18 protein-coding genes are annotated in these 19,290 nt (G+C 67.4%); 12 read left to right on the top strand and 6 right to left on the bottom strand.

Annotated features, from left to right (window positions below; translation table 11 throughout):
* Window positions 1-56: 56 nt before the first annotated feature.
* The 5 genes from ACIP5T_RS10570 (at window position 57) to ACIP5T_RS10550 (ending at window position 4,781) form a co-directional block, all read left to right on the top strand.
* The gene (locus ACIP5T_RS10570; RefSeq protein ID WP_400862928.1) at window positions 57-803 is read left to right on the top strand and encodes an MFS transporter; all 747 of its coding nucleotides are present in this window, start codon (window positions 57-59) and stop codon (window positions 801-803) included.
* A 136-nt stretch (window positions 804-939) separates the two neighbouring features.
* On the top strand, window positions 940-2,247 hold the full coding sequence (locus ACIP5T_RS10565; RefSeq protein WP_400862926.1) for an ABC transporter substrate-binding protein: 1,308 nt from the start codon (window positions 940-942) through the stop codon (window positions 2,245-2,247).
* A 71-nt stretch (window positions 2,248-2,318) separates the two neighbouring features.
* A complete protein-coding gene (locus ACIP5T_RS10560) occupies window positions 2,319-3,191 on the top strand; it encodes a carbohydrate ABC transporter permease (RefSeq protein WP_400862924.1) in 873 nt (290 codons plus the stop codon).
* A complete protein-coding gene (locus tag ACIP5T_RS10555; protein WP_400862922.1) occupies window positions 3,188-4,081 on the top strand; it encodes a carbohydrate ABC transporter permease in 894 nt (297 codons plus the stop codon). Before ACIP5T_RS10560 ends, ACIP5T_RS10555 begins: the two co-directional genes overlap by 4 nt.
* Window position 4,082: 1 nt before the next feature.
* Window positions 4,083-4,781, top strand: a complete 699-nt coding sequence (locus ACIP5T_RS10550) for an alpha/beta fold hydrolase (protein WP_400862920.1) — start codon at window positions 4,083-4,085, stop codon at window positions 4,779-4,781.
* Window positions 4,782-4,984: 203 nt separating this feature from the next.
* On the opposite strand, the gene ACIP5T_RS10545 is transcribed toward ACIP5T_RS10550, so the two are convergent.
* From ACIP5T_RS10545 to hisD (ACIP5T_RS10535), 3 genes are read right to left on the bottom strand one after another with little or no spacing between them, the layout of a single operon-like run.
* Complete coding sequence (locus ACIP5T_RS10545; RefSeq protein ID WP_400862919.1) at window positions 4,985-5,725, bottom strand: HpcH/HpaI aldolase/citrate lyase family protein; 741 nt, start codon at window positions 5,723-5,725, stop codon at window positions 4,985-4,987.
* Window positions 5,725-6,483, bottom strand: coding sequence for an SDR family NAD(P)-dependent oxidoreductase (locus tag ACIP5T_RS10540; RefSeq protein ID WP_400862917.1), 759 nt, complete (start codon window positions 6,481-6,483; stop codon window positions 5,725-5,727). The genes ACIP5T_RS10545 and ACIP5T_RS10540 overlap by 1 nt, the downstream gene beginning before the upstream one ends.
* Window positions 6,480-7,811, bottom strand: coding sequence for a histidinol dehydrogenase (hisD, locus tag ACIP5T_RS10535; RefSeq protein ID WP_400862916.1), 1,332 nt, complete (start codon window positions 7,809-7,811; stop codon window positions 6,480-6,482). Before hisD (ACIP5T_RS10535) ends, ACIP5T_RS10540 begins: the two co-directional genes overlap by 4 nt.
* A 100-nt stretch (window positions 7,812-7,911) precedes the next feature.
* Between hisD (ACIP5T_RS10535) and ACIP5T_RS10530 the strand changes: the two genes are divergently transcribed.
* From ACIP5T_RS10530 to ACIP5T_RS10515, 4 genes are all read left to right on the top strand, one after another.
* Window positions 7,912-8,913, top strand: a complete 1,002-nt coding sequence (locus ACIP5T_RS10530; protein WP_400862915.1) for a LacI family DNA-binding transcriptional regulator — start codon at window positions 7,912-7,914, stop codon at window positions 8,911-8,913.
* A 135-nt stretch (window positions 8,914-9,048) separates the two neighbouring features.
* Window positions 9,049-10,029, top strand: a complete 981-nt coding sequence (locus ACIP5T_RS10525; RefSeq protein WP_400862913.1) for an ester cyclase — start codon at window positions 9,049-9,051, stop codon at window positions 10,027-10,029.
* Window positions 10,030-10,059: 30 nt separating this feature from the next.
* Entirely contained in the window at window positions 10,060-11,229 is a 1,170-nt protein-coding gene (locus ACIP5T_RS10520) for a hypothetical protein (protein ID WP_400862912.1), read from the top strand.
* Window positions 11,222-12,100, top strand: a complete 879-nt coding sequence (locus ACIP5T_RS10515; RefSeq protein WP_400862910.1) for a nitrilase-related carbon-nitrogen hydrolase — start codon at window positions 11,222-11,224, stop codon at window positions 12,098-12,100. Before ACIP5T_RS10520 ends, ACIP5T_RS10515 begins: the two co-directional genes overlap by 8 nt.
* A gap of 242 nt (window positions 12,101-12,342) precedes the next feature.
* On the opposite strand, the gene ACIP5T_RS10510 is transcribed toward ACIP5T_RS10515, so the two are convergent.
* Window positions 12,343-13,269, bottom strand: coding sequence for a LysR family transcriptional regulator (locus tag ACIP5T_RS10510; RefSeq protein WP_400862908.1), 927 nt, complete (start codon window positions 13,267-13,269; stop codon window positions 12,343-12,345).
* 76 nt (window positions 13,270-13,345) lie between these two features.
* Here ACIP5T_RS10510 and hisD (ACIP5T_RS10505) point away from each other — a divergent pair, with 76 nt between their 5' ends.
* Window positions 13,346-14,662 (top strand): histidinol dehydrogenase, encoded by a 1,317-nt coding sequence (gene hisD / locus ACIP5T_RS10505; protein WP_400862906.1) that lies wholly within the window; start codon window positions 13,346-13,348, stop codon window positions 14,660-14,662.
* Window positions 14,663-14,875: 213 nt separating this feature from the next.
* On the opposite strand, the gene ACIP5T_RS10500 is transcribed toward hisD (ACIP5T_RS10505), so the two are convergent.
* Both ACIP5T_RS10500 and ACIP5T_RS10495 read right to left on the bottom strand, forming a co-directional pair.
* Window positions 14,876-15,628, bottom strand: coding sequence for an SDR family NAD(P)-dependent oxidoreductase (locus ACIP5T_RS10500; protein WP_400862904.1), 753 nt, complete (start codon window positions 15,626-15,628; stop codon window positions 14,876-14,878).
* A 70-nt stretch (window positions 15,629-15,698) separates the two neighbouring features.
* Window positions 15,699-16,772: a LacI family DNA-binding transcriptional regulator gene (locus tag ACIP5T_RS10495; RefSeq protein WP_400862902.1), complete on the bottom strand. Its 1,074-nt coding sequence runs from the start codon at window positions 16,770-16,772 to the stop codon at window positions 15,699-15,701.
* A gap of 196 nt (window positions 16,773-16,968) precedes the next feature.
* Here ACIP5T_RS10495 and ACIP5T_RS10490 point away from each other — a divergent pair, with 196 nt between their 5' ends.
* Entirely contained in the window at window positions 16,969-18,351 is a 1,383-nt protein-coding gene (locus ACIP5T_RS10490; protein ID WP_400862900.1) for an ABC transporter substrate-binding protein, read from the top strand.
* Entirely contained in the window at window positions 18,351-19,289 is a 939-nt protein-coding gene (locus tag ACIP5T_RS10485; RefSeq protein WP_400862898.1) for a carbohydrate ABC transporter permease, read from the top strand. The genes ACIP5T_RS10490 and ACIP5T_RS10485 overlap by 1 nt, the downstream gene beginning before the upstream one ends.
* The last annotated feature ends 1 nt before the right edge of the window (window position 19,290 follow it).

Here is a 19,290-nt window from a genome sequence, read left to right as displayed (position 1 = left end):
CGATCATCAACTCGTTCCACGCCATCTGGTCGATCGGCGCCGTGCTCGGTGGCGGCATGGCCGCAGCGGCGATCGCGCTGCAGCTTCCTCTCGGCGTGCACCTGGGCATCTCGACCGCGGTGTTCGCGGCTGTCGCTTTCACCGCCCTCTGGTTCTGCCTGCCCGGTCGCGACGAGGAGGCGGATGCCGAGGCGACGGCCGAACCGGTCGAACTGAAGACCGCGGTGCGCCGTGGTGTGAGCCCGCGGACCGTGATGATCCTCATCGCGCTCACGCTCATCGCGATGGCCGGGGCCATCGCGGAGGACGCGGGCAACTCGTGGGCGACGCTTTACCTCAGCGAATCTCTCGGTGCTGCGGCCGCGATCGCACCCCTCGGATTCATCGCGCTGGTGGGAGCGCAGTTCATCGGACGGATGCTGGGCGACGGCATGACCGACCGGTTCGGCCAGCGCGCCGTGGCCCGCGTCGGCGGGTTGATCGCCGCGGCGGGCATGACCCTCGCGCTCCTCTTCCCGAGCGTGCCCGGAACGATCGCCGGGTTCGCCGCCGTCGGCTTCGGCATCGCGACGCTGATTCCGGCGGCCATGCATGCGGCGGACGAGCTGCCGGGTCTGCGGCCGGGGGCAGGCCTCACGATCGTGTCGTGGCTGCTGCGACTCGGATTCCTGCTCTCGCCGCCGTTCGTGGGCTTCATCGCCGACACCGAGAGCCTGCGGGCCGGACTGATCGTGGCGCCGGCTGCGGCAGCGGTCGCGGTGCTGCTCGCCGGTGTGCTCGAGAAGCGTCGACCGCGGGGCTAGTCGGCGTCGGCGGGCGGATGCCGAACCTGTCCGGGCCCACCCCGGCGCGCGTTTCCGCAGTATACGTATTCAATCCCTAAAGTTTCCTGGAATGTAGGCTTCCCTAAGTCCGTTGCATACGTATACCATCAGCGACATGGGACACATCAAGCATCGGGCACTGCCGGTACTCGCCCTCGCAGCTGTGGGCATGGTCGCCCTCTCCAGCTGCGGCGCCGGGACCCGCACCGACAACGAGAACGCGACAACGGTGTCGTGCGACTACACCGCTCCGGAGGGCAAGACCACGGTCAACGTCCTCGCATACAACTCCTCCGCCATCGACCCCTTCACCGACACCATGGTCTCGAGCTGTTCGACCGATGACGTCACGCTGAAGCACGACCCGATCGACTTCGGCGGCCAGGTGACCAAGACCACTGCCACGCTCTCGGGCGAGACCGGCACGTACGACATCGTCGAGACCTACGGATTCGTGATCCCGAGTCTGGCTGAAGACGAGAAGCTCGTCCCGCTGAACGATCTCTTCGACAAGTATGCCGATGACTACGGTCTCGGTGACATCAGCGAGTCGATGCGCGAGGGCATGTCGTTCGACGGCGAGCTCTACGCGCTGCCCATGCAGGCGCAGATGTTCGTCATGGCCTACCGCACCGACATCTTCGAAGACCTCGGGCTCGAGGTGCCGACGACCTTCGACGAGATGATCGCCGCCGCCGAGGCGATCAAGGCCGAGGGCCTCATGGACTATCCGATCGCCCTCCCGTGGCTCGCGACGAGCGACGTGACGACCGGCTTCCAGGCCGCGATGAACTCGGTCGACGCCGACTTCGTGACCGCTGACGGCGAGGTCACGCTCGACACCGACGAGGCCAAGCAGGCCGTCGAGTCGATGCTCGCGCTGAAGCCCTACATGGACCCGCAGGTCACCACCTTCGATCAGCCCAAGGTGCAGCAGCAGATGTTCAACGGCACCGCGGCGATGTCGATCATGTTCTCCGGACGCATGATCGACCTCACCCTGCCGGCCAACTCGAAGCTGTCCGACTCGTTCGGCTTCGCGGGTGCTCCGAAGATCTCCGACGACGCCGCGTACTCGTACAACCGCCTGTCGATCGATGGCTGGTCCATCCCGTTCAACACCAAGCTCGACCACGACATGCTGTTCGTGATGATGGCCTCGGCCGTCAGCGAAGACGCGTCGACAGCGTCGGTCCCCGCCGCCTACCCGGCGCGCGAGGGCATGGTCACCGACGAGAACTCTCCCTACGGCGCCGCGGCGAACGACTCGCTCGCCTCGGCGAAACCTCCGATCGTGTCGCCGGTCATCGCCGACATCACCAACGAGATCCGACCGATCCTGGTCGAGATCCTCAACGGCAACGTCTCCGTCGACGACGGACTCGCGCAGATGCAGGCCGCCGGCGAGAAGATCGCCGGCTGACCCCGACCATCGGTCGATGACTGCGGCCTGAACTCGAGGTTCAGGCCGCAGTCCTTTCAGGAGGGACGAACATGAAGGCACGCGAATTCTGGTTGCTCTTCGCCCCGAGTCTGGTGGTGATGTGCGCTCTGCTGGTGCTGCCCCTGGTGCGCACGGTGCAGTGGAGCTTCGAGCAGGTCCGATACGGCACGCCGGGAACCTTCGTAGGGCTGTCGAATTTCACCGACGCGCTCACGGACCCGCGCTTCCACAAGGCGGTTCTCTTCACGGTGACCGTCACCGTGATCACGACGATCATCCTGCTGGTGGCCGGCTACATCATCGCCACCGGCATCAACCGCATCACGACATCGCGTCCGCTGGTTCTCGGGATCATGCTGGTGTCGTACGTGCTGCCGAACCTCGTCGGCGCCGTCGCGTTCTCGTGGCTGTTCGACGACAACTTCGGCGGCGTCGTGAACCGGCTGATCGGCTTCTTCGGCGGATCACAGGTGCTGTGGTTCACCGACCAGGTGCCCAACGGCATCCTGGTGATCGCGAACACCGTGTGGCACATGCTGCCGTTCGCCATGCTGATCATCCTCGCGGGTCTCCAGGGAGTGCCGGCCGAGCTCAAGGAAGCCGCCAAGATCGACGGCGCCAATGGGTTCCAGACCCACCTCAATGTGATCATCCCGACGATGAAGGGCGTGCTCGGATTCGTGACTCTGATCACGATCATGGACGTGCTCAGGATGTTCGACAACCTCATCCCGCTGTCGCCGCAGGCACAGTCGATCGGCAACGAGTCGATCATGCTCTACGTCTATTCGGTCGCGTTCGCCGACGGGGCGGAGAAGCTCGGGCTCGGCAGTGCGATCAACGTGCTCACGATCCTCCTGATCCTCGTGATGCTGATCCCCTTCATCCGCGACATCTTCAAGGAAGCGAAGGCAGAACGATGAGTCTCACCTCCTCCGAGCTCTCGACGAGGGCCATCATCACGAGCGGCGCGTCGAAGCGCCGCCGCCGCGGCCCCAGCCGTCCGCCGGTCATCACCGGCCTGCTCCTCGCGATCCTCTGCATCGTGATGCTCAGCCCGTTCATCTGGATGATGCTCTCGGTCACCAAGCCGACCGACGTCGCCTTCTCGAACCCTCCCGTGCTCTGGGACTACCAGCCGACGCTGCAGGCGTTCGTCGACCTCTGGGAGACCACGTACTTCGCCGACTACCTCATCAACACCCTCGTCGTCGCAGTGGTCTCGACGGTGATCGCCCTTGTCATCGGCATCCCCGCGGCGTATGCGCTCTCGCGGTTCCCGAGCTACGTCTCGGCTCTGCTGCTCGTGGTCGCCCTGGTCTTCCGCGCGCTGCCCCGCTTCGCCGTGGTGCTGCCGATGTACGACATCAGTCGAGCGCTCGGCATCTACGACACCACGTTCGCCCTGGCGATCGCCCTGGTCGCGATCAACCAGCCATTCACCATCTGGCTGCTGCGCAACTTCTTCGCCGAGATCCCCAAGGAGCTCGACGAAGCCGCCATGATCGACGGCTGCACCAGGATCGGGATGCTGCGCAGGGTCATGATCCCGTTGATGGGCCCGGGCATCCTGACCGCCGGGATCTTCGTGTTCCTCTTCGCGTTCCAGGAGTATCTGACTGCGCTCGTGCTCACCGACACCTCGTCCAAGACCGTGCCGGTCTTCATCGCGACGCAGCTCGGGCAGACGCTGCCGATGCTGCAACAGGCGGGAGCGGCATCCATGCTGCTGACGATCCCGGTGTTCGTGATCGCGTTCATCGCGCAGAAGTACCTCGTCGCCGGCCTCAGCGACGGTGCCGTGAAGGGCTGACGTGTCGGTCGCAGCCCCGCCGCTCGTGCTGCTCGCCGGCATGAACTGCACCGCCGATCTCTGGGCCGACGGCGGACTCGACGGGGCGATCCGGCCACTGCTGGATCGCCCCACCATCACGGATCAGGTCGCGGCGCTCCTCGACGGGCTGCCCGATCGGTTCGTGGTGGTGGGGCATTCCCTGGGCGGCATCGTCGGCATGGCACTCGCGCTCGCCGCGCCGTCGCGTGTCGCGGGGCTCTGCCTCGTCTCGACCAACGCCAAGGCGCCGACCGATGCGCAGCGCGCAGGATGGGGCGACTGGCTCGCGCAGCTCGACGAGGGCGGCGAACCGAGGGGGCTGCAGGAGAGCATCCTCTCTCCTCTTCTCGGGGAGGCGCTCGTGCGCGACCGACCAGATCTGGTGCAGCGGACGCTGAGCATGGGGGAAGAGACAGGCCTGGAGCGGCTGCGGGCGCAGTTGCGGATGCAGCTCACACGCACCGATCTGCTCGCCCGCCTGCCCGACCTGCCGATGCCGACGCTCGTGGTGTCAGGGCTCGACGACGTCATCTGCCCGCCGCACTTCCACACCGAGATCGTGTCGGCGATGCCCGACGCACGGCTCGTGACTCTGGATGCCGGTCATCTGCTCCCACTCGAGCGGCCGCGTGAGTTCGGGCGTCTCGTGCGGTCGTGGATGTCGCAGCAGCGACTCTGAGCCACTGGTGCGGGGAGTCATCGCGCTGACGCCCTCGTGGGAGGAGAACTCCCTCTCGGGAGGAGAGAATCCGGGGGAACCTCCTCCCGACGGGGAGTTCTCCTCCCGACGGGGTGGGCGGGATCCTCGGATGGCAGAGATCCGCTCAGCCCGGTCGCTCAGCCCGGTCGCTCACCCCACGTCGCTCAGCGCGCGGGCGTCGCTCAGCGCGCGGGTGTCGCGAGACCGCGCAGATGCGCCATGAGCGAGGATGCGAGGTTGTAGACCACGAGGTCGGCGCCGTCGACGAAGGCCGCGCTGGCGGCATCCCTGGTTCCGACGATGTCCATGCGCAGCGAGCCCGCCCGAGCCAGGGCGGAATGCACCGCAGCGATCGCCTCCGGCACCGGCAGATCCTCGGGGGTGGAGCTGGCCGCGAGGTCGGCAGGACCGACCATGATGCCATCGAGTCGCGGCACCGCGATGAGCGCATCGACGTTCGCGACTCCGCGGGGCGACTCGATCATGCCGAGCACCAGCGTGTTCTCGAGCCACCAGTCGCGGTGCTCCGCGGGGTCGACGAGCCCGAAGCGCCCCGCACGGCTGTAGGTCGCGAAGCCTCGGTCACCGACGGGCGGATACATCGACGCGGACACCAACGCCTCGGCATCCGTCGTCGTATCGAGGTGCGGTGCCAGGATGCCCTCTGCGCCCTGGTCGAGCACCCGCAGGATCTGCCCCCGGTCGCCTTCGCCGACCCGCACGATCACCGGCACGTCGTGCGCCTGTGCGAGCGCGATGTGCTGGCGCAGGGCGACGAGGTCGGCCGGTCCGTGCTCGCAGTCGATGAGCACGAAGTCGAACTCCGCGACAGCGAGCATCTCGACGAGCTCTTCCGACGGCATCCGCAGCAGGGCGCCGATCAGCTTCTCGCCCGCCCGGGCCCTGGCGCGCAGCGACGGCATCACGCCACCATCCCGGCCGAGAGGTCGATGTCGGCACCGCACATGCCCGGCATCCCGAGCATCGCGATGACCGCCGCGCCCACCTCGTCTTCGGTGACCATGCGGCCGAGAGCTGCGCGCGAGACGAAGGCCTGCTCGGCATCGCCGACACTCGTGCCCGATCTCTCGGCCTCGAGGCGGAAGTTGCGCTCCATGCGCGGCCCCTGCACCGGGCCCGGCGACAGCGAGTTCACGCGCACACCGGCGGGGCCGACCTCGAACGCGAGGGTCGATGTCAGCCCGATCACGGCCATCTTCGAGGCGCAGTACGGCGTGCGATGCGCCAGTGGACGCTTGCCGGAGACGGATGCCACGTTGATCACGTCGCCGTCGCCGCGCTCGACCATTCCGGGCAGCAGCGCCTTGCAGAGCAGGAAGGTACCGCGCACGTTGACGGCGAAGACCTCGTCCCAGTCGGCGACATGGACGTCGGTGAGGGCCGCGACCGGACCAGGGATGCCGGCGTTGTTGACGAGGATCGACACCTCGGTGCCGACGAGCTGCTCGCGCAGCGCCTCGACGGATGCCGGGTCGGCCACGTCGCACGCGATTCCCCGCGCCCGCGAGCCCAGGTCGGCCGAGACCCGATCGAGCTTCTCGGCGTCGCGACCGACCAGCACGACGTGGGCGCCGGCGGCGTGCAGCGCCCGGGCGATCGCCGCCCCGAGTCCGCTGCCGCCGCCGGTGACCACGGCAGTGCGACCGGCGAGGTCGGTCACCGCGTCTCCGCGCCGACCGCGGCGTGGCTCTCGTCGATCCAGGCGAACTCGGTGCCGGCATGCCGCCAGGCGCGTGCATCCCCGGACCGAGCGTGCCCCTCGAACAGCTCTACCCGTGCAGCGCGACCGCACACGGCACCGAGTTCGGCAGACGACTCGGTGTTCTGCACCTCCTGGTACGTCACGGTGCGCAGGTACTTGCCCACCCAGAGCCCGCCCGTGTAGCGCGCGGCACCGAGCGTCGGCAGCACGTGATTCGTGCCGATCACCTTGTCGCCGTACGAGACGCAGGTGTTCTCGCCGAGGAAGAGCGCGCCGTAGTCATGCATCTTCGTCAGGGCCTCGCGCGGGTTCTGGGTGAAGATCTGCACGTGCTCGAAGGCGAAGTCGTCGGCGATCCGGTAGGCCTCGTCGAGGTCGTCGGCGACGATCACCTGACCCCAGTCCCGCCAGGCGGGTCCCGCGTAATCGCGGGTCGGCATGCCGGGAAGGATCTTCTCGATCCAGTCCATGACCTCTTCGGCCAGCGTCTGCGAGGTCGTGACGAGCACCGCAGGGGAGTCGGGGCCGTGTTCGGCCTGAGACAGCAGATCGACCGCGGTGAAGAACGGGTCTGCGTGCTCGTCGGCGACGATGAGGATCTCGGTGGGGCCGGCGAACAGGTCGATGCCGACCTCGCCGAACAGCTGCCGCTTGGCCTCTGCGACATAGGCGTTGCCCGGCCCTGCGATCATGTTCACCGGCTCGATTGTGTCGGTGCCCACGGCCATCGCCGCGACGGCCTGCACTCCGCCGAGGATGTAGATCTCGTCTGCACCGGCCATCTTCATCGCGGCCACGGTCGCCGCGGGGATCTCGCCGCGGATGGGCGGGGTGCAGGCGACCACGCGGGGCACGCCGGCCACCTTGGCGGTGATGATCGTCATGTGTGCGGACGCCGTCAGCGGGTACTTGCCGCCGGGGATGTACGCCCCCGCGGCCTGCACGGGAACATGCTTCTGGCCGAGGAACACCCCTGGAAGCGTCTCGACCTCGATGTCGACGAGCGAATCGCGCTGCGCCTGAGCGAACCGCCGCACCTGACTCTGCACGAACTCGATGTCGGTGATGACCTGTGCGTCGAGCGTGCCGATGATCTGGGCGACCTCGTCGTCGGAGAGTCGGTACGAGTCGCGACTCCAGTTGTCGAACTGCTCGGCATACCGTCGCACGGCGGCGTCGCCGCTCTCTCGAATGTCGCCGATGATTCCTCTCACCCGCTCGGCGACGTCCTGCTGAGCGGTGTCCGCGAACGTCTTCGTCGGCGCGGTCTTGAGATGCAGGGGCATGGCCCTTCCTTCCGTTGCATACGTATGTGCTGATTATGACCGCGTATGCATTCGGGCGTCAAGAGCAGTAGAATCCGTGAGATCGAGGGGGAGGCGCCAGATGGTCGTCACGAGTCGTGATGTGGCCCGCTTGGCGGGTGTCTCGCAGCCGACGGTGTCACGCGCACTGCGCGACGATGCGCGGGTGTCCGAGGCGACGAAGCTCCGAGTGCGCGAAGCGGCCCAGCTGCTGGGCTACGTGCCGAGCGAAGCGGGGCGTGCTCTGTCGTCCGGACGCACCCGGCGCATCGGCCTGCTGCTGACCGATCTCGACAACCAGTTCTATTCGCACATCATCGCCCCGGTGCACAGGGAGCTCGAGGCTCTCGGCTACCAGCTCATGCTGCACACCGAGTCGGCCGACAACGACACGATCGTCGAGCGCCTGCTCGCCAACGGCCTCGACGGCGTGATCCTCGCGACCACCACGGTCGAGTCCGTCGCGCCGCTGCGTCTGAAGGACCGCGGTCTGCCGTTCGTGTATTTCAACCGCACCGGCTCGTTCGTCGAGGCGGATGCCACGGTGGTCGACCCCGGACCCGGATATCGAGATGCCGTTCGGCGAGCTGTCGAACTGGGGCACACGCGGGTGGGCGCGGTGCTGGGGCCGAGCAACACGAGCACGGCGCAGAGCCGAGAGGCGGCACTGCGCGACGCTCTGGCCGGGGAGGGTGTCGCGCTGAACGAGAGCGACGTCCGGCGTGTGCCCTACGGGGCCGCGGAGGGCGAAGCGGCGGCATCCGAGATCCTTGCGGGCGACGACCGTCCGACTCTGCTGTTCTGCGGCAATGACGTGGTGGCCTACGGAGCGCTGAACGCCGCCCACCGCGCGGGTCTGCGGGTGCCGGACGATCTCTCGATCCTCGGATTCGACGACCTGCCGGAGGCGGCCTGGCCGATCATCGACCTGGCCACGATCGGCTATGACATCGCCGGCATGGCTCGCACGGCTGCAGACCTCATCGTGCGTCGCATCGAGGACCCGCAGGCCGAACTCGAGAAGACGCGCTTCGAGTCCGTGTTCGTCTCCCGCAGCACTCTCGCGGCCGTGCACGCCGACTGACCTCGCCTCCCGGCGATGATCACCGTGTGCGCAGGATCGTCTCTTGCGTCCGTTTGTGCATACGCATACACTGGCGAAGACGAAGCCAGCGATCACCGATGAACCGCAGCTTCGCATCTCGAAGGAGTGAAAAGCGTGTCTCTCGACCCGGTTGCCTACCTGCCGTACAAAGACCCCGACGACTTCATCCGTGAGGTCACCGATCTGATCTGGGTCGATCGGTCGATCAGCTTCATCCGTGAAAACTACGAGCCCGACTCGATCGTGCACGGCGCCTACGGCACCTCGACCACGCGTCAGGAGGTCATCGAGGGAACGCTCATGCGCATCTCGGCGACGCCCGACCGCACCGGCCAAGCCGAAGACGTGATCTGGGAGGCGCGCGGCGACGATGCGTTCCTCAGCTCGCACCTGGTGCTCTCGGGCCATCTGCAGACGTCATCCCACAGTCGCACGATCGCCAACTGCCTCTACCGCAAGGGCCGCATGGTCGAGGAGTGGGTCGTGCGCGACTCACTCGCCGGGGCGCTCGAGCGGGGCGACGACCTCGACGAACTCGCACGCGCCCAGGCCTTCCGCGGCTACTCGGGTTCGTGGACCGAGGCCCCTCCTGTGGACCCGATCGCGAAGGGCGACTCGGGCGTGCGGCCCGATGACTACCGCTCCGAGGTCGAGACCGTGATCGACATGATCCAGACGGTGTGGAACGAGCGCGACCTGCAGAAGGTCGAGAAGTTCTTCCACCGCGACCTCGTGCTGCTGACGGTCGGCAACCGCGTCGTGATCCGTCCCGAGGGCTACCGCCGCGCGCTGCTGCGCTTCCTCGAGTCATTCCCTGCCGGACAGTTCGAGATCCGCGACATCCAGACCAACTACGACGTGCGGTATGCGGGCCTCCGGGTCGCCGTCACGTGGAAGTTCGTCGGCGACTACAACGGCGCCCCCAACTACGGAAGCCTCACCGGCAAGCCGGTCGATCTGATCGGCATCTCGCAGTTCACCTTCCACCAGGGCGCCCTCGTCAAAGAGGTGCGCCTGTGGGACGACATCGCGCTGCGCGCTCAGATCGCCGGCGCCCGCGGCGACGAGCCCGCCGCCTTCAGCAACATCTACTGATCAACGACTGATCGACTAGGAGAAGAAGAAATGAGCAACGCCATCGTCGACCAGGTCGACGTCATCGTCCCCGCGGACGAGATCGAACGCCGCACCATCCGTCGCACCGACTGGGTGCCGTGCAACTCGGCGTTCATCGACTGCCGCACTCCGGGTTCCGACCGCAAGGAGAACTACTCCTTCATCGGAGCCGGTGTCTCGCAGAACGCCAGCCAGCACGTGAACCTCGAGGTCAACCACGGCTTCAACACCGGCGCCGCCGGCATGCCGAACGGCATCTCGAACAACCTGCACCTGCATTTCACGGCTGAGGTCTTCATCAACCTCGGCGGCGAGTTCCGACTCCGGTGGGGCGTAGACGGCAAGCAGGGCGAGTACATCAGCCACGACGGCGACATCGTCACGATCCCCACGTGGATCTTCCGCGGCTTCACGAACGAGGGGCCGGATGACGGCATCCTCTACACGGTGCTCGGTCGCGACGACAACGGCGGCATCATCTGGGGCCCCTCGGTGCTGCGCGAGGCCGAGTCGTACGGGCTGCACCTGACGGCCGACAACAAGCTCATCGACACGGTCGCGGGCGACGTGCTGCCCGACGACGTGCCGCTGATCACGCCGATGAAGCAGCACTACATCGACGAGCTCACGACCTACACGGTCGAGGACATGCGCTCGCGCGTGATCCAGCCGGGCGACCGCAAGTACTCGGCGGCGGCGCTGCTCTGTGCAGCGGTCGACGGTGGTCGTGTCGAACTGGCCACCGCGATCGGGTACGGCATGAGCGAGAACCGTCGCCAGGTGCCGAACGTGACCGAGCCCCACTCGTTCAACCTCGCGTGGGTGCGGGCCGAGGCGGGGCAGGGTGTGCTGCGCCACCGGCACGACAAGACGCAGGCGCTGCTGTTCAAGACCGGTCGCTGGGAGGTCACCCTCAACGGCGACCCGTCGACCGCGGTCACGCTCGGCGCCGGCGACACGTTCTCGGTGCCCGAGGGCAGCTGGCGTTCGTATGTCTGCGTCGAGGGCGATGAGACCGGCACCGGAACGGTCCTCGTGATCAACGGCGGCGACGACCGCGTCTACCTCGAGTGGGCTCCCGAGGTCGTCGAGGCCGCTGCTGCCGCCGACTGGACCATCGACCCCAACGGCTACCTGGCCCCGCTCGGAGTGATGGTCACCGCCACCGAAGATGACTGAGACGACAGGGGCGCGAGGGGCTGCCGGCTCCTCGCGCCCCGGCGTCTCCGCGGATGGTGCGGGTGCAGCGGATGCCGGGGGGCTGCGCGTCGCGGCGCTGTCGCCCGAGATCGTGATCGGCGATCTGGACGGCAACCTCGACCGCATCCGTTCGGCGATCTCGGCGGCCGCTCGTCGCGGGGCGGAGCTGATCGTGCTGCCCGAGCTCGCCATCAGCGGCTATGTGTTCGCCGATCCGGAGGAGGCGCGCGAGGCGGCGATGGCTGCCGACGACCCTCGATGGGCTTCGCTGCAGGAGGCGATCCCCGAGGATGCCGTCGTCGTGGTCGGCTACGCGGAACGCGACGGCGACCGTCTCTTCAACACCGCCGCCGTGCTCACCCACGACGTGCGCCTGGCGGACTACCGCAAGTCGCACCTGTGGGGTGACGAGAAGCTCGTCTTCGACACTGGCTCCGAGGCCGGAATCGTGGTCGAGGCTCAGTTCGGGCGCCTCGGGGTGGCGCTCTGCTACGACAACGAGTTCCCCGAGGTGCCCCGCCGCCTCGCCCTCGCCGGTGCCGATGTGCTCGCGCTGCCCGTCAACTGGCCACTCGTCCCTCGCCCTGAGGGCGAACACGCTCCCGAGCTGATCCAGGCGATGGCGTCTGCGCGGTCGTCGCGGCTGCCGGTCGTGATCGCCGACCGCTGGGGCTCCGAGCGCGGGGTCGCGTGGACCGACGGCACGGCGATCATCGACGAGCAGGGCTGGATCGTCGCGTTCCGCGCCGTGATGGGGGCGACGGCTGTGCTGTCGCTGGACGCCGTTCGCAGCAAGGCGCTGCCGCCGCACAACGACCTGTTCGCCGACCGTCGGGCCGACCTGTACTGAGCGGGTATGTGAAGTCCGGCCCCGTGCCGGGTGCCGGACCTGACCCCGTGCCGGATGTGGGACCTGAGCACGGATGCAGGAACTGACCCCGTGCCGGTCGTGTCCTGACCCGTGCCGAATGCAGGACCGAGGCGCGGATGCAGGGTGGCATCGCCGATCTGGTCCTGCATCCGTGCTCTCGTCCTGCAAACGGCGTGCGGTGGGCTGGCGAGGCGGCGCCGCCCGCCCACCCGGAGTCGGCCTCAGCCGAGGGCCGTGCGCCCCTGATGCTCCGGAAGGCGTTCGCGCAGCATCCGCTCTGCCAGCTCGGCGAGCTTCTGCGTCGCCGGTGAGAGCAGCACGCCCTCGCGCTGCACGAGGGCGATCGTGTCGTGCATCGGCTCGGCGAACGGGAATGTGCGGATGCCTGAAGGAAAAGACTCGGATTCGGCGATCGAGCGGGACACGATCGTGTCGGCCGTGCCTGCGGCGACCAGACTGAGTGCTGTCTCGACGTGCTCGACCTCGACCGCGGGTTCGATGGTGAGCCCGCGCAGCCGTGCGCGTTCGAGCAACTGGCGCCTCGTGGGGTCGTCCCATCCGGCGAAGGCGTCGTAGAGCACCAGCTTGGCGTCGGCGACCTCGTCGACCGTGACGGCGCCTGCTTCTGGTGGCCGTGTGGCCGAGGCGTAGAGCACCTCGTCACGGAAGAGCGGGCGCACCTCGAGGCCGTCTTCGTCGACCGGCAGCACGAGCAGCCCGGCCTCGAGCTCTCCCGCGGCGATCGAGCGCGCCACGTGCGCCGAATTGATGCCGACCAGCCGCAGCCGCACGTTCGGATGCCGGTGATGGAACGTCTCTGCGAGGTCTGCCAGTGCGTAATACGCCGCGTTGCGCAGCACGCCGAACGTGCAGGTGCCGCGGTCCAGCGAGGTGAGCGAGTGGATGGTGTCGATCCCGTTCTGCACCGCGCTCACTGCCTGCGCCGCGTGGGGGCGCAGTTCGAGTGCAGCGGCCGTCGGCACGAGGCGTCGACTGCCGCGCGCGAAGAGAGCGACGCCGAGTTCGCGTTCGAGCCGCGCGACGAGCTCCGACACCGAGGCCTGAGTCATACCCAGGCTCTTAGCCGCCGCGGTGAACGAGCCGTCATCGAGTGCAGCGAGGAAGGCGGTCAGCTGCGTGATGGTCATATCCAATGGTAAACCCGATGGATCACCACGGATCATCAGGGTTGTCTCGTGGATGCGGCGGTTCTAGCCTTCCTGCATGCGCTACTCCTCTGCAGTCCTCGCCCGCTTCGACGGCGACTTCCGACACCTCAAGACCCCGCTCATCGATGCCCCCGCCGCGCAGCGGGATCCGGCAGTGATCGAGACCGTCACGAGCATGCTCGCCGACATCCGCGAGCGCGGCATGGATGCGGTGCTCGATTACGCCCGCAAGCTCGACAACTATCAGGGCACGGACATCGAGCTCACCGCCGAGCAGATCGCCACGAGTGGTGACCGCCTCGCTCCCGACCTCCGTGCGGCGATCGAGCTCGGCGCGGAGCGCACCCAGGCTTTCGCCCGCGCATCGCGCGAGCATCTGACCGATTTCGAGACCGAGTTCGTTCCCGGCATCGTGACAGGAGCGAAGTACATCCCGGTCTCACGCGTGGGCGCCTACCTTCCGGCCGGGCGCTTCCCGCTCACGGCGAGCGCCTTCATGACCGTGGGTGTCGCGAAGGCTGCGGGCGTGCCCACCGTCATGGCGTGCACTCCTCCTCAACCCGATGGCGCGGCGAACGACGCCGTCGTCTATGCCGCACATCTCTCGGGTGTCGACCGGGTGTTCGTGATCGGTGGCGTGCAGGCGCTCGCCGCCATGGCGTACGGGCTGCTCGGTGACCTGCCCGTCGACATGCTCGTGGGCGCGGGCAACGCGTTCGTGGCCGAGGCCAAGCGTCAGCTGTTCGGCACCGTGGCGATCGACCTGCTGGCAGGGCCCAGCGAGGTCGCCGTCATCTCCGATGAGACCGCCGACCCTGTGCTGGTCGCCGCGGATCTGCTCGGCCAGGCGGAGCACGGGCCGAACTCGCCCGCCGCGCTCATCACGACATCCGAAGAGCACGGGCATGCTGTGATCGCCGAGATCGAGCGACAGCTCGAGACGCTCGCGACTGTCGATATCGCCGGGGCCGCCTGGCGCGACTACGGCGTGGTCACGGTCGTGAAGGACCGAGAGACCGCAGTCGCCCTCATGGACGACCTCGCCCCCGAGCACCTCGAACTGCTCACCGCCGACGACGACTGGTACCACGAGAACCTGCGCAACTACGGCTCGATCTTCCTCGGGCCGTGGAGCACCGTGGCGTACTCGGACAAGGGGATGGCCGGCACCAACCACGTGCTGCCGACAGCCGGTGGGGCCAAGCACAGCGCGGGTCTCTCGGTGTCGAGGTTCCTCAAGCCCCTGACGTATCAGCGCATCAGCCGCGAGGCGACGCCCGAGCTCGCCAACGCGGTGCAGGTGATCTCGGACTCGGAGGGCATGGCCGCGCACAGCGCGACGGCGACCCTGCGGCTGGACCGCCTCGCCTGACTTCCTCGGGGCGGGAACTCCCGAGGTGACCTGGTCCGGTGTCGACGGGTAGGTCGGTGCCGGATGCAGGCCCTGGTCCGGTGTCGACGGGTAGGTCGGTGCCGGATGCAGGACCGAAGCACGGATGCAGGACGAGATGGTCGATCTCGTCCCGCATCCGTGCTTTCGTCCTGCACACGGGCCCAGCGCTGAGAGGCGCGCGGCGGCCGAGCCTCAGAGGGCGGTGTAGCCGCCGTCGACGAGGTGGTAGCTGCCGGTGATGAAGCTGGCGGCGTCGCTGGCGAGGAAGGCGATGAGGTTCGCGACCTCGTCGGCCTGGCCGAGACGGCCGATCGGGTGCTTGCTCACGAGGAATGCCTTGGCCTCGTCGCCCATGGTGGCGAGCAGCGGGGTGTCGATGAAGCCGGGGCCGACCGAGTTCACGCGCACGCCCTGGGCGGAGTATTCGAGGGCGGCCGACTTGGTCATGCCGACGACCGCGTGCTTCGCGGCGACGTAGGCGGGAGAGCCGGCGAAGCCGACGCTGCCGAGGATCGACGCGATGTTGACGACCGAGCCGCCGCCGTTTGCGAGGATCGACGGGATCTGCGCCTTCATGTTGCGGAAGACGGCGTTGAGGTTGATCGAGATGACCTTGTCCCACGCGGCGTCGTCGTATTCGGCGGTGGGGGCGGATGCTCCGCCGATGCCGGCGTTGTTCACGCCGATGCGCAGCGGGGCGAGCGTGTTCGCGAGTTCGACCGAGCTGGCGATCCAGTCGGTGTCGGTCGCATCTCCGACGGATGCCTCGGCGGTGCCGCCGGCGGCGCGGATCTCTTCGACGACCGCGTTCGCGTTGTCCGCGTTCAGGTCGTTGACGACGACGGATGCGCCGTTCTGGGCGAGCAGCAGCGCGGTCGAGCGTCCGATTCCGCTGCCTGCTCCCGTCACGATCGCCGAGCGGTTCGAGACGTCGTACTGAGCCACGAGTGGCTCCTCTCTCGGACGGTCACGGTGCCGGGAGATCTTCTCGGACGGTCCGTCCTCGGCCTCCAGCCTACGCCTGTCTCACGGAGATGGATTCGCCTGAATGAATCTCGGCTGCTCGATCGAGGCCCCGGATCGAGGCCCGTTCGATGACCGGCATCGGGATCAGCACGGCGTCGAGGGGGCGTTCGCCGAGCAGCATCTCGACCGCCGTGCGACCCATCACGTCGTACGGGAGCCGCGCGGTCGTGAGCCCCGGTCGCTGGAAGCTGGCGAGCTCCTCGTCGTCGAAGGAGGCGACCGAGATGTCGTCGGGAACTCGCAGCCCGCGCTCGGTGATCGCCTGGTAGGTGCCGAATGCCACGCCGTCGTTGCCTGCCAGGATCGCCGTGATGTCGGGGTGCGCGTCGAGCATCTGCAGCGTCCGCGTGTATCCGATGTCCGGGTTCCACTCCGGGACGTCGATGATGAGCGGATCGACGCCGGCCTCGGCGAAGGCGGCACGGATGCCGTCGAATCTCGGGCCGATGGTCACCGAGTGCAGGGGGGACGAGACCGCGCGCGGGTTGTTGCCGATCACGCCGATGAGTCGGTGCCCGGCGTCTGTGAGCAGGCGCGCCATCGCATGACCGGCGACCCGTTCGTCGGGGAGCACGGAAGGGTGCCCCGTCGTCGACGTGCCGTTGACGATCACGACCGGAACGTCGGCAGGGGTCTCGGGCACCTCGATCATGCGGGCGCCGAGGAGTCCGATCAGGATGCCGTCGACCCGGCGGTCGATCATCGCCTGGATCTCGTCCGAGATCTTCGCGTCGTCGCCCTCCGTCTCGGCGATCAGAACGGTGTGGCCATGCTCCTTCGCCGCGGACAGCAGGCCGCGGATCATCTCGGAGGCGTAGCGGGTCACGGTGATCTGATCCGAGATGAAGCCGAGAGTCTTCGTCTTGCCGAGGCGCAGGCTCTGCGCCGCGGGATTCGGCCGATAGCCGAGTTCCTCCGCTGCTGCCCGCACCCGTCGCGCCGCATCGACGGAGAGCCGAGAGCCCGGCCGGTCGTTGAGGATCATGCTGACGGCGGTCTTCGACATGCCCGAGAGCGCGGCGACGTCGGCGAGCGTCGGCCTGCGATCGACGTTCTTCGGCACCGGCTTCCTCCTGTCGTGACATCTCCAGCTTAGGCAGTGAATGGGATGCCGCGGAACCACGCATGTTGAATTGATTTAGCAAAATCGTTGCGGCGACACATCGGCGATGCTAACCTCGGCGATGCTGAATCAATTTAGCTTCCGCGGTCAGGGCCCGTTCCCTCGCCGCGAAGTCATTCACACAGGAGAGAACATCGTGGTTGATCTCACTCGCAGGGCTCTGTTCGGCGCGATCGGACTGGGGATCGTGGGCACCGTCGTCTCGTGGCCGAGACTCACCGGAGCCGACATCCCGGGACGCGGCAAGGACACTCTGACGGTCGCCCTCTTCGGCACCGCGCAGGATGCGGTGGCGCGTCAGGCGCTGGTCGACGGCTTCCAGCGCAAGCACCCCGGCATCGAGGTGCGCATCGTCGCCATCCAGGGTCAGGACTGGAGCGAGTACTTCGCGAAGATCCTCACGATGATCGCAGCCGGCACGCCGCCCGACGTCGTCACGGTCGCGACGGAGGGTGCGCAGCTCTTCGCCTCGCGTCTCGCGCACCCGCTCGACGACTATGTGCGCCGAGACGCATCGGAGATGCAGGAGTACTTCGACGACGTGAACCCGACCCTCATCGAGGCGTTCATGTACCAGGGCAGCCTGTTCCAGATGCCCGACAACTTCAATGCGGCCAACGTCTTCTACAGCACGACGGCGATGGAACGTGCGGGGCTCGAGCGCCCCGCCGACAACTGGACGCTGGAGGACTTCCTCGGCACCGCCCGTGCGATGAAGAAGAGCGCCTCGGGGCAGTTCCTGCCGTATTTCTGGAACAACCGGCTGTGGGGCGGCGTCGTCCCGTGGCTGTACGTGAACAACACGAGCTTCCTGCACGAGGAGAAGGCGAGCGGCGGCGACTGGCTGTGGGACCGTTTCTACCCCGACCAGCCGGCACGCAGCGGCGGCTACGTGTGGAAGCAGGCTGACGCTCTCAACGAGCACGCCGTCGAGAGCTTCTCGGTGCTCGAGCGGATGGTCTCGGAGGGGCTCGCCGCGAACCCTGCACAGGGAGGCGGAAACGAGCTGGTCTCCCTGTTCTCCACCGGCTCGGTCGGAATGACCCCCGCGGGAGGCTTCTGGGTCAGCGGCCTCGAGGAAGCGGGCGTCGCGAACGACGCCTACGACGTGACCTACTTTCCGAGGATGTCGGGGCAACGGCACCAGTTCGGGGCGGGAGGCTACGCGATCATGGAGACCTCGCCCCGCAAGGACGAGGCGTGGGAATGGCTCAAGTACTGCGTCTCGGTCGAGGGCATGACGATCGCCCACCCGAAGCCCGATTCGTCACTCCCTCGTCGCTCCCTGAACACCAAGCTGTACGGCGCGGGGGTGGGGCCCGCGCACTGGGAGGTCTTCTACGACACTCTCGACAAGTTCCCTGACACCGGTCCGATGCCGGCGCCTCCGCAGCAGGCCGCCGTCGAGTCCGCGCTGCTCAAGAACGTGGTGTCGACCATCACGAACGGTCCGTCCGGCGTCCGCCGCGGGCTCGAGACGATGCAGCGGGATCTCGAACTCGCATTGAGGGGAAACTGATGTCCGCAGACAGCACCCGCACACTCACCGTGCCGCCCGGAGCGCGGAGCGAGACCGGCACGGTCGCCCGCTCAGGCCGGTCCATCATCTGGGTCTTCCTGGCACCCACCCTGATCGGGCTCGGGCTGTTCAACTTCGTCCCGATCATCGGATCGTTCGTCCTGGCCTTCTTCCGCTGGGACATCATCTCGGATCCGGTCTTCGTCGGATTCGACAACTTCGTCGACCTGGTGGCCAACCCGACGGTGAGGGTGTCGTTCCTTAACACCATCGGCTTCGTCGTCGTCGCCGTCATCCTGCAGCTCGGCGTAGCCCTGGTGCTCGCCGTGCTCGTCCAATCGAAGATGCCGACGTGGCTGCGCACCTTCTTCCGATCGTCGCTGTTCTTTCCGCTGATCCTCTCGGCCGCATCCGTCTCCCTGATCATGGCGTACCTGTTCAACCAGGAATTCGGGCTCGTGAACCAGATGCTCAACCTGATCGGCATCGCCGACGTCGGGTGGCTGACGACGGGGTTCGGCGCGAAGGTCGTGGTGCTGCTGGTCTACGTGTGGCAGAACTTCGGCTTCACGTTCCTTCTCTTCATCGGCGGGCTCGCCGCGATCCCGAGCGAGGTCTATGAGGCATCCTCACTCGACGGCGCGGCCGGGTGGACCCAGTTCCGCATGATCACGCTGCCGCTGGTGAGCCCGACCCTCCTGGTCGCATCGGTCATGGCCATCATCAACGCACTGCAGATCTTCGACCAGCCGTGGGTCCTGACCCGCGGCGGGCCCGGCGATGAGACGCGCACCGCCGTGATGGTGATCTACGAATCCGCCTTCCGGGAGCTCGACTTCGGCGGCGCCTCCGCCATCGGAATCGTGCTGACGCTTCTGATCATGCTCGTCACGGCCATCCAGTTCCGGCTGAGCCGCCGATTCGTCTTCTACGGGTGAG

Source organism: Microbacterium sp. NPDC088619 (assembly GCF_044752825.1).
Taxonomy (GTDB): Bacteria; Actinomycetota; Actinomycetes; order Actinomycetales; family Microbacteriaceae; genus Microbacterium.
This window is presented reverse-complemented; position numbering and strand designations above follow the sequence as displayed.

Excerpts from the sequence above, each read along its gene's own strand:
- ACIP5T_RS10570 (WP_400862928.1), top strand. The coding sequence starts at position 57 with ATGGCCGCAGCGGCGATCGCGCTGCAGCTTCCTCTCGGCGTGCACCTG.
- ACIP5T_RS10565 (WP_400862926.1), top strand. The coding sequence starts at position 940 with ATGGGACACATCAAGCATCGGGCACTGCCGGTACTCGCCCTCGCAGCT.
- ACIP5T_RS10560 (WP_400862924.1), top strand. The coding sequence starts at position 2,319 with ATGAAGGCACGCGAATTCTGGTTGCTCTTCGCCCCGAGTCTGGTGGTG.
- ACIP5T_RS10555 (WP_400862922.1), top strand. The coding sequence starts at position 3,188 with ATGAGTCTCACCTCCTCCGAGCTCTCGACGAGGGCCATCATCACGAGC.
- ACIP5T_RS10545 (WP_400862919.1), bottom strand. The coding sequence starts at position 5,725 with ATGCCGTCGCTGCGCGCCAGGGCCCGGGCGGGCGAGAAGCTGATCGGC.
- hisD (WP_400862916.1), bottom strand. The coding sequence starts at position 7,811 with ATGCCCCTGCATCTCAAGACCGCGCCGACGAAGACGTTCGCGGACACC.
- ACIP5T_RS10530 (WP_400862915.1), top strand. The coding sequence starts at position 7,912 with ATGGTCGTCACGAGTCGTGATGTGGCCCGCTTGGCGGGTGTCTCGCAG.
- ACIP5T_RS10520 (WP_400862912.1), top strand. The coding sequence starts at position 10,060 with ATGAGCAACGCCATCGTCGACCAGGTCGACGTCATCGTCCCCGCGGAC.
- ACIP5T_RS10515 (WP_400862910.1), top strand. The coding sequence starts at position 11,222 with ATGACTGAGACGACAGGGGCGCGAGGGGCTGCCGGCTCCTCGCGCCCC.
- ACIP5T_RS10510 (WP_400862908.1), bottom strand. The coding sequence starts at position 13,269 with ATGACCATCACGCAGCTGACCGCCTTCCTCGCTGCACTCGATGACGGC.
- hisD (WP_400862906.1), top strand. The coding sequence starts at position 13,346 with ATGCGCTACTCCTCTGCAGTCCTCGCCCGCTTCGACGGCGACTTCCGA.
- ACIP5T_RS10485 (WP_400862898.1), top strand. The coding sequence starts at position 18,351 with ATGTCCGCAGACAGCACCCGCACACTCACCGTGCCGCCCGGAGCGCGG.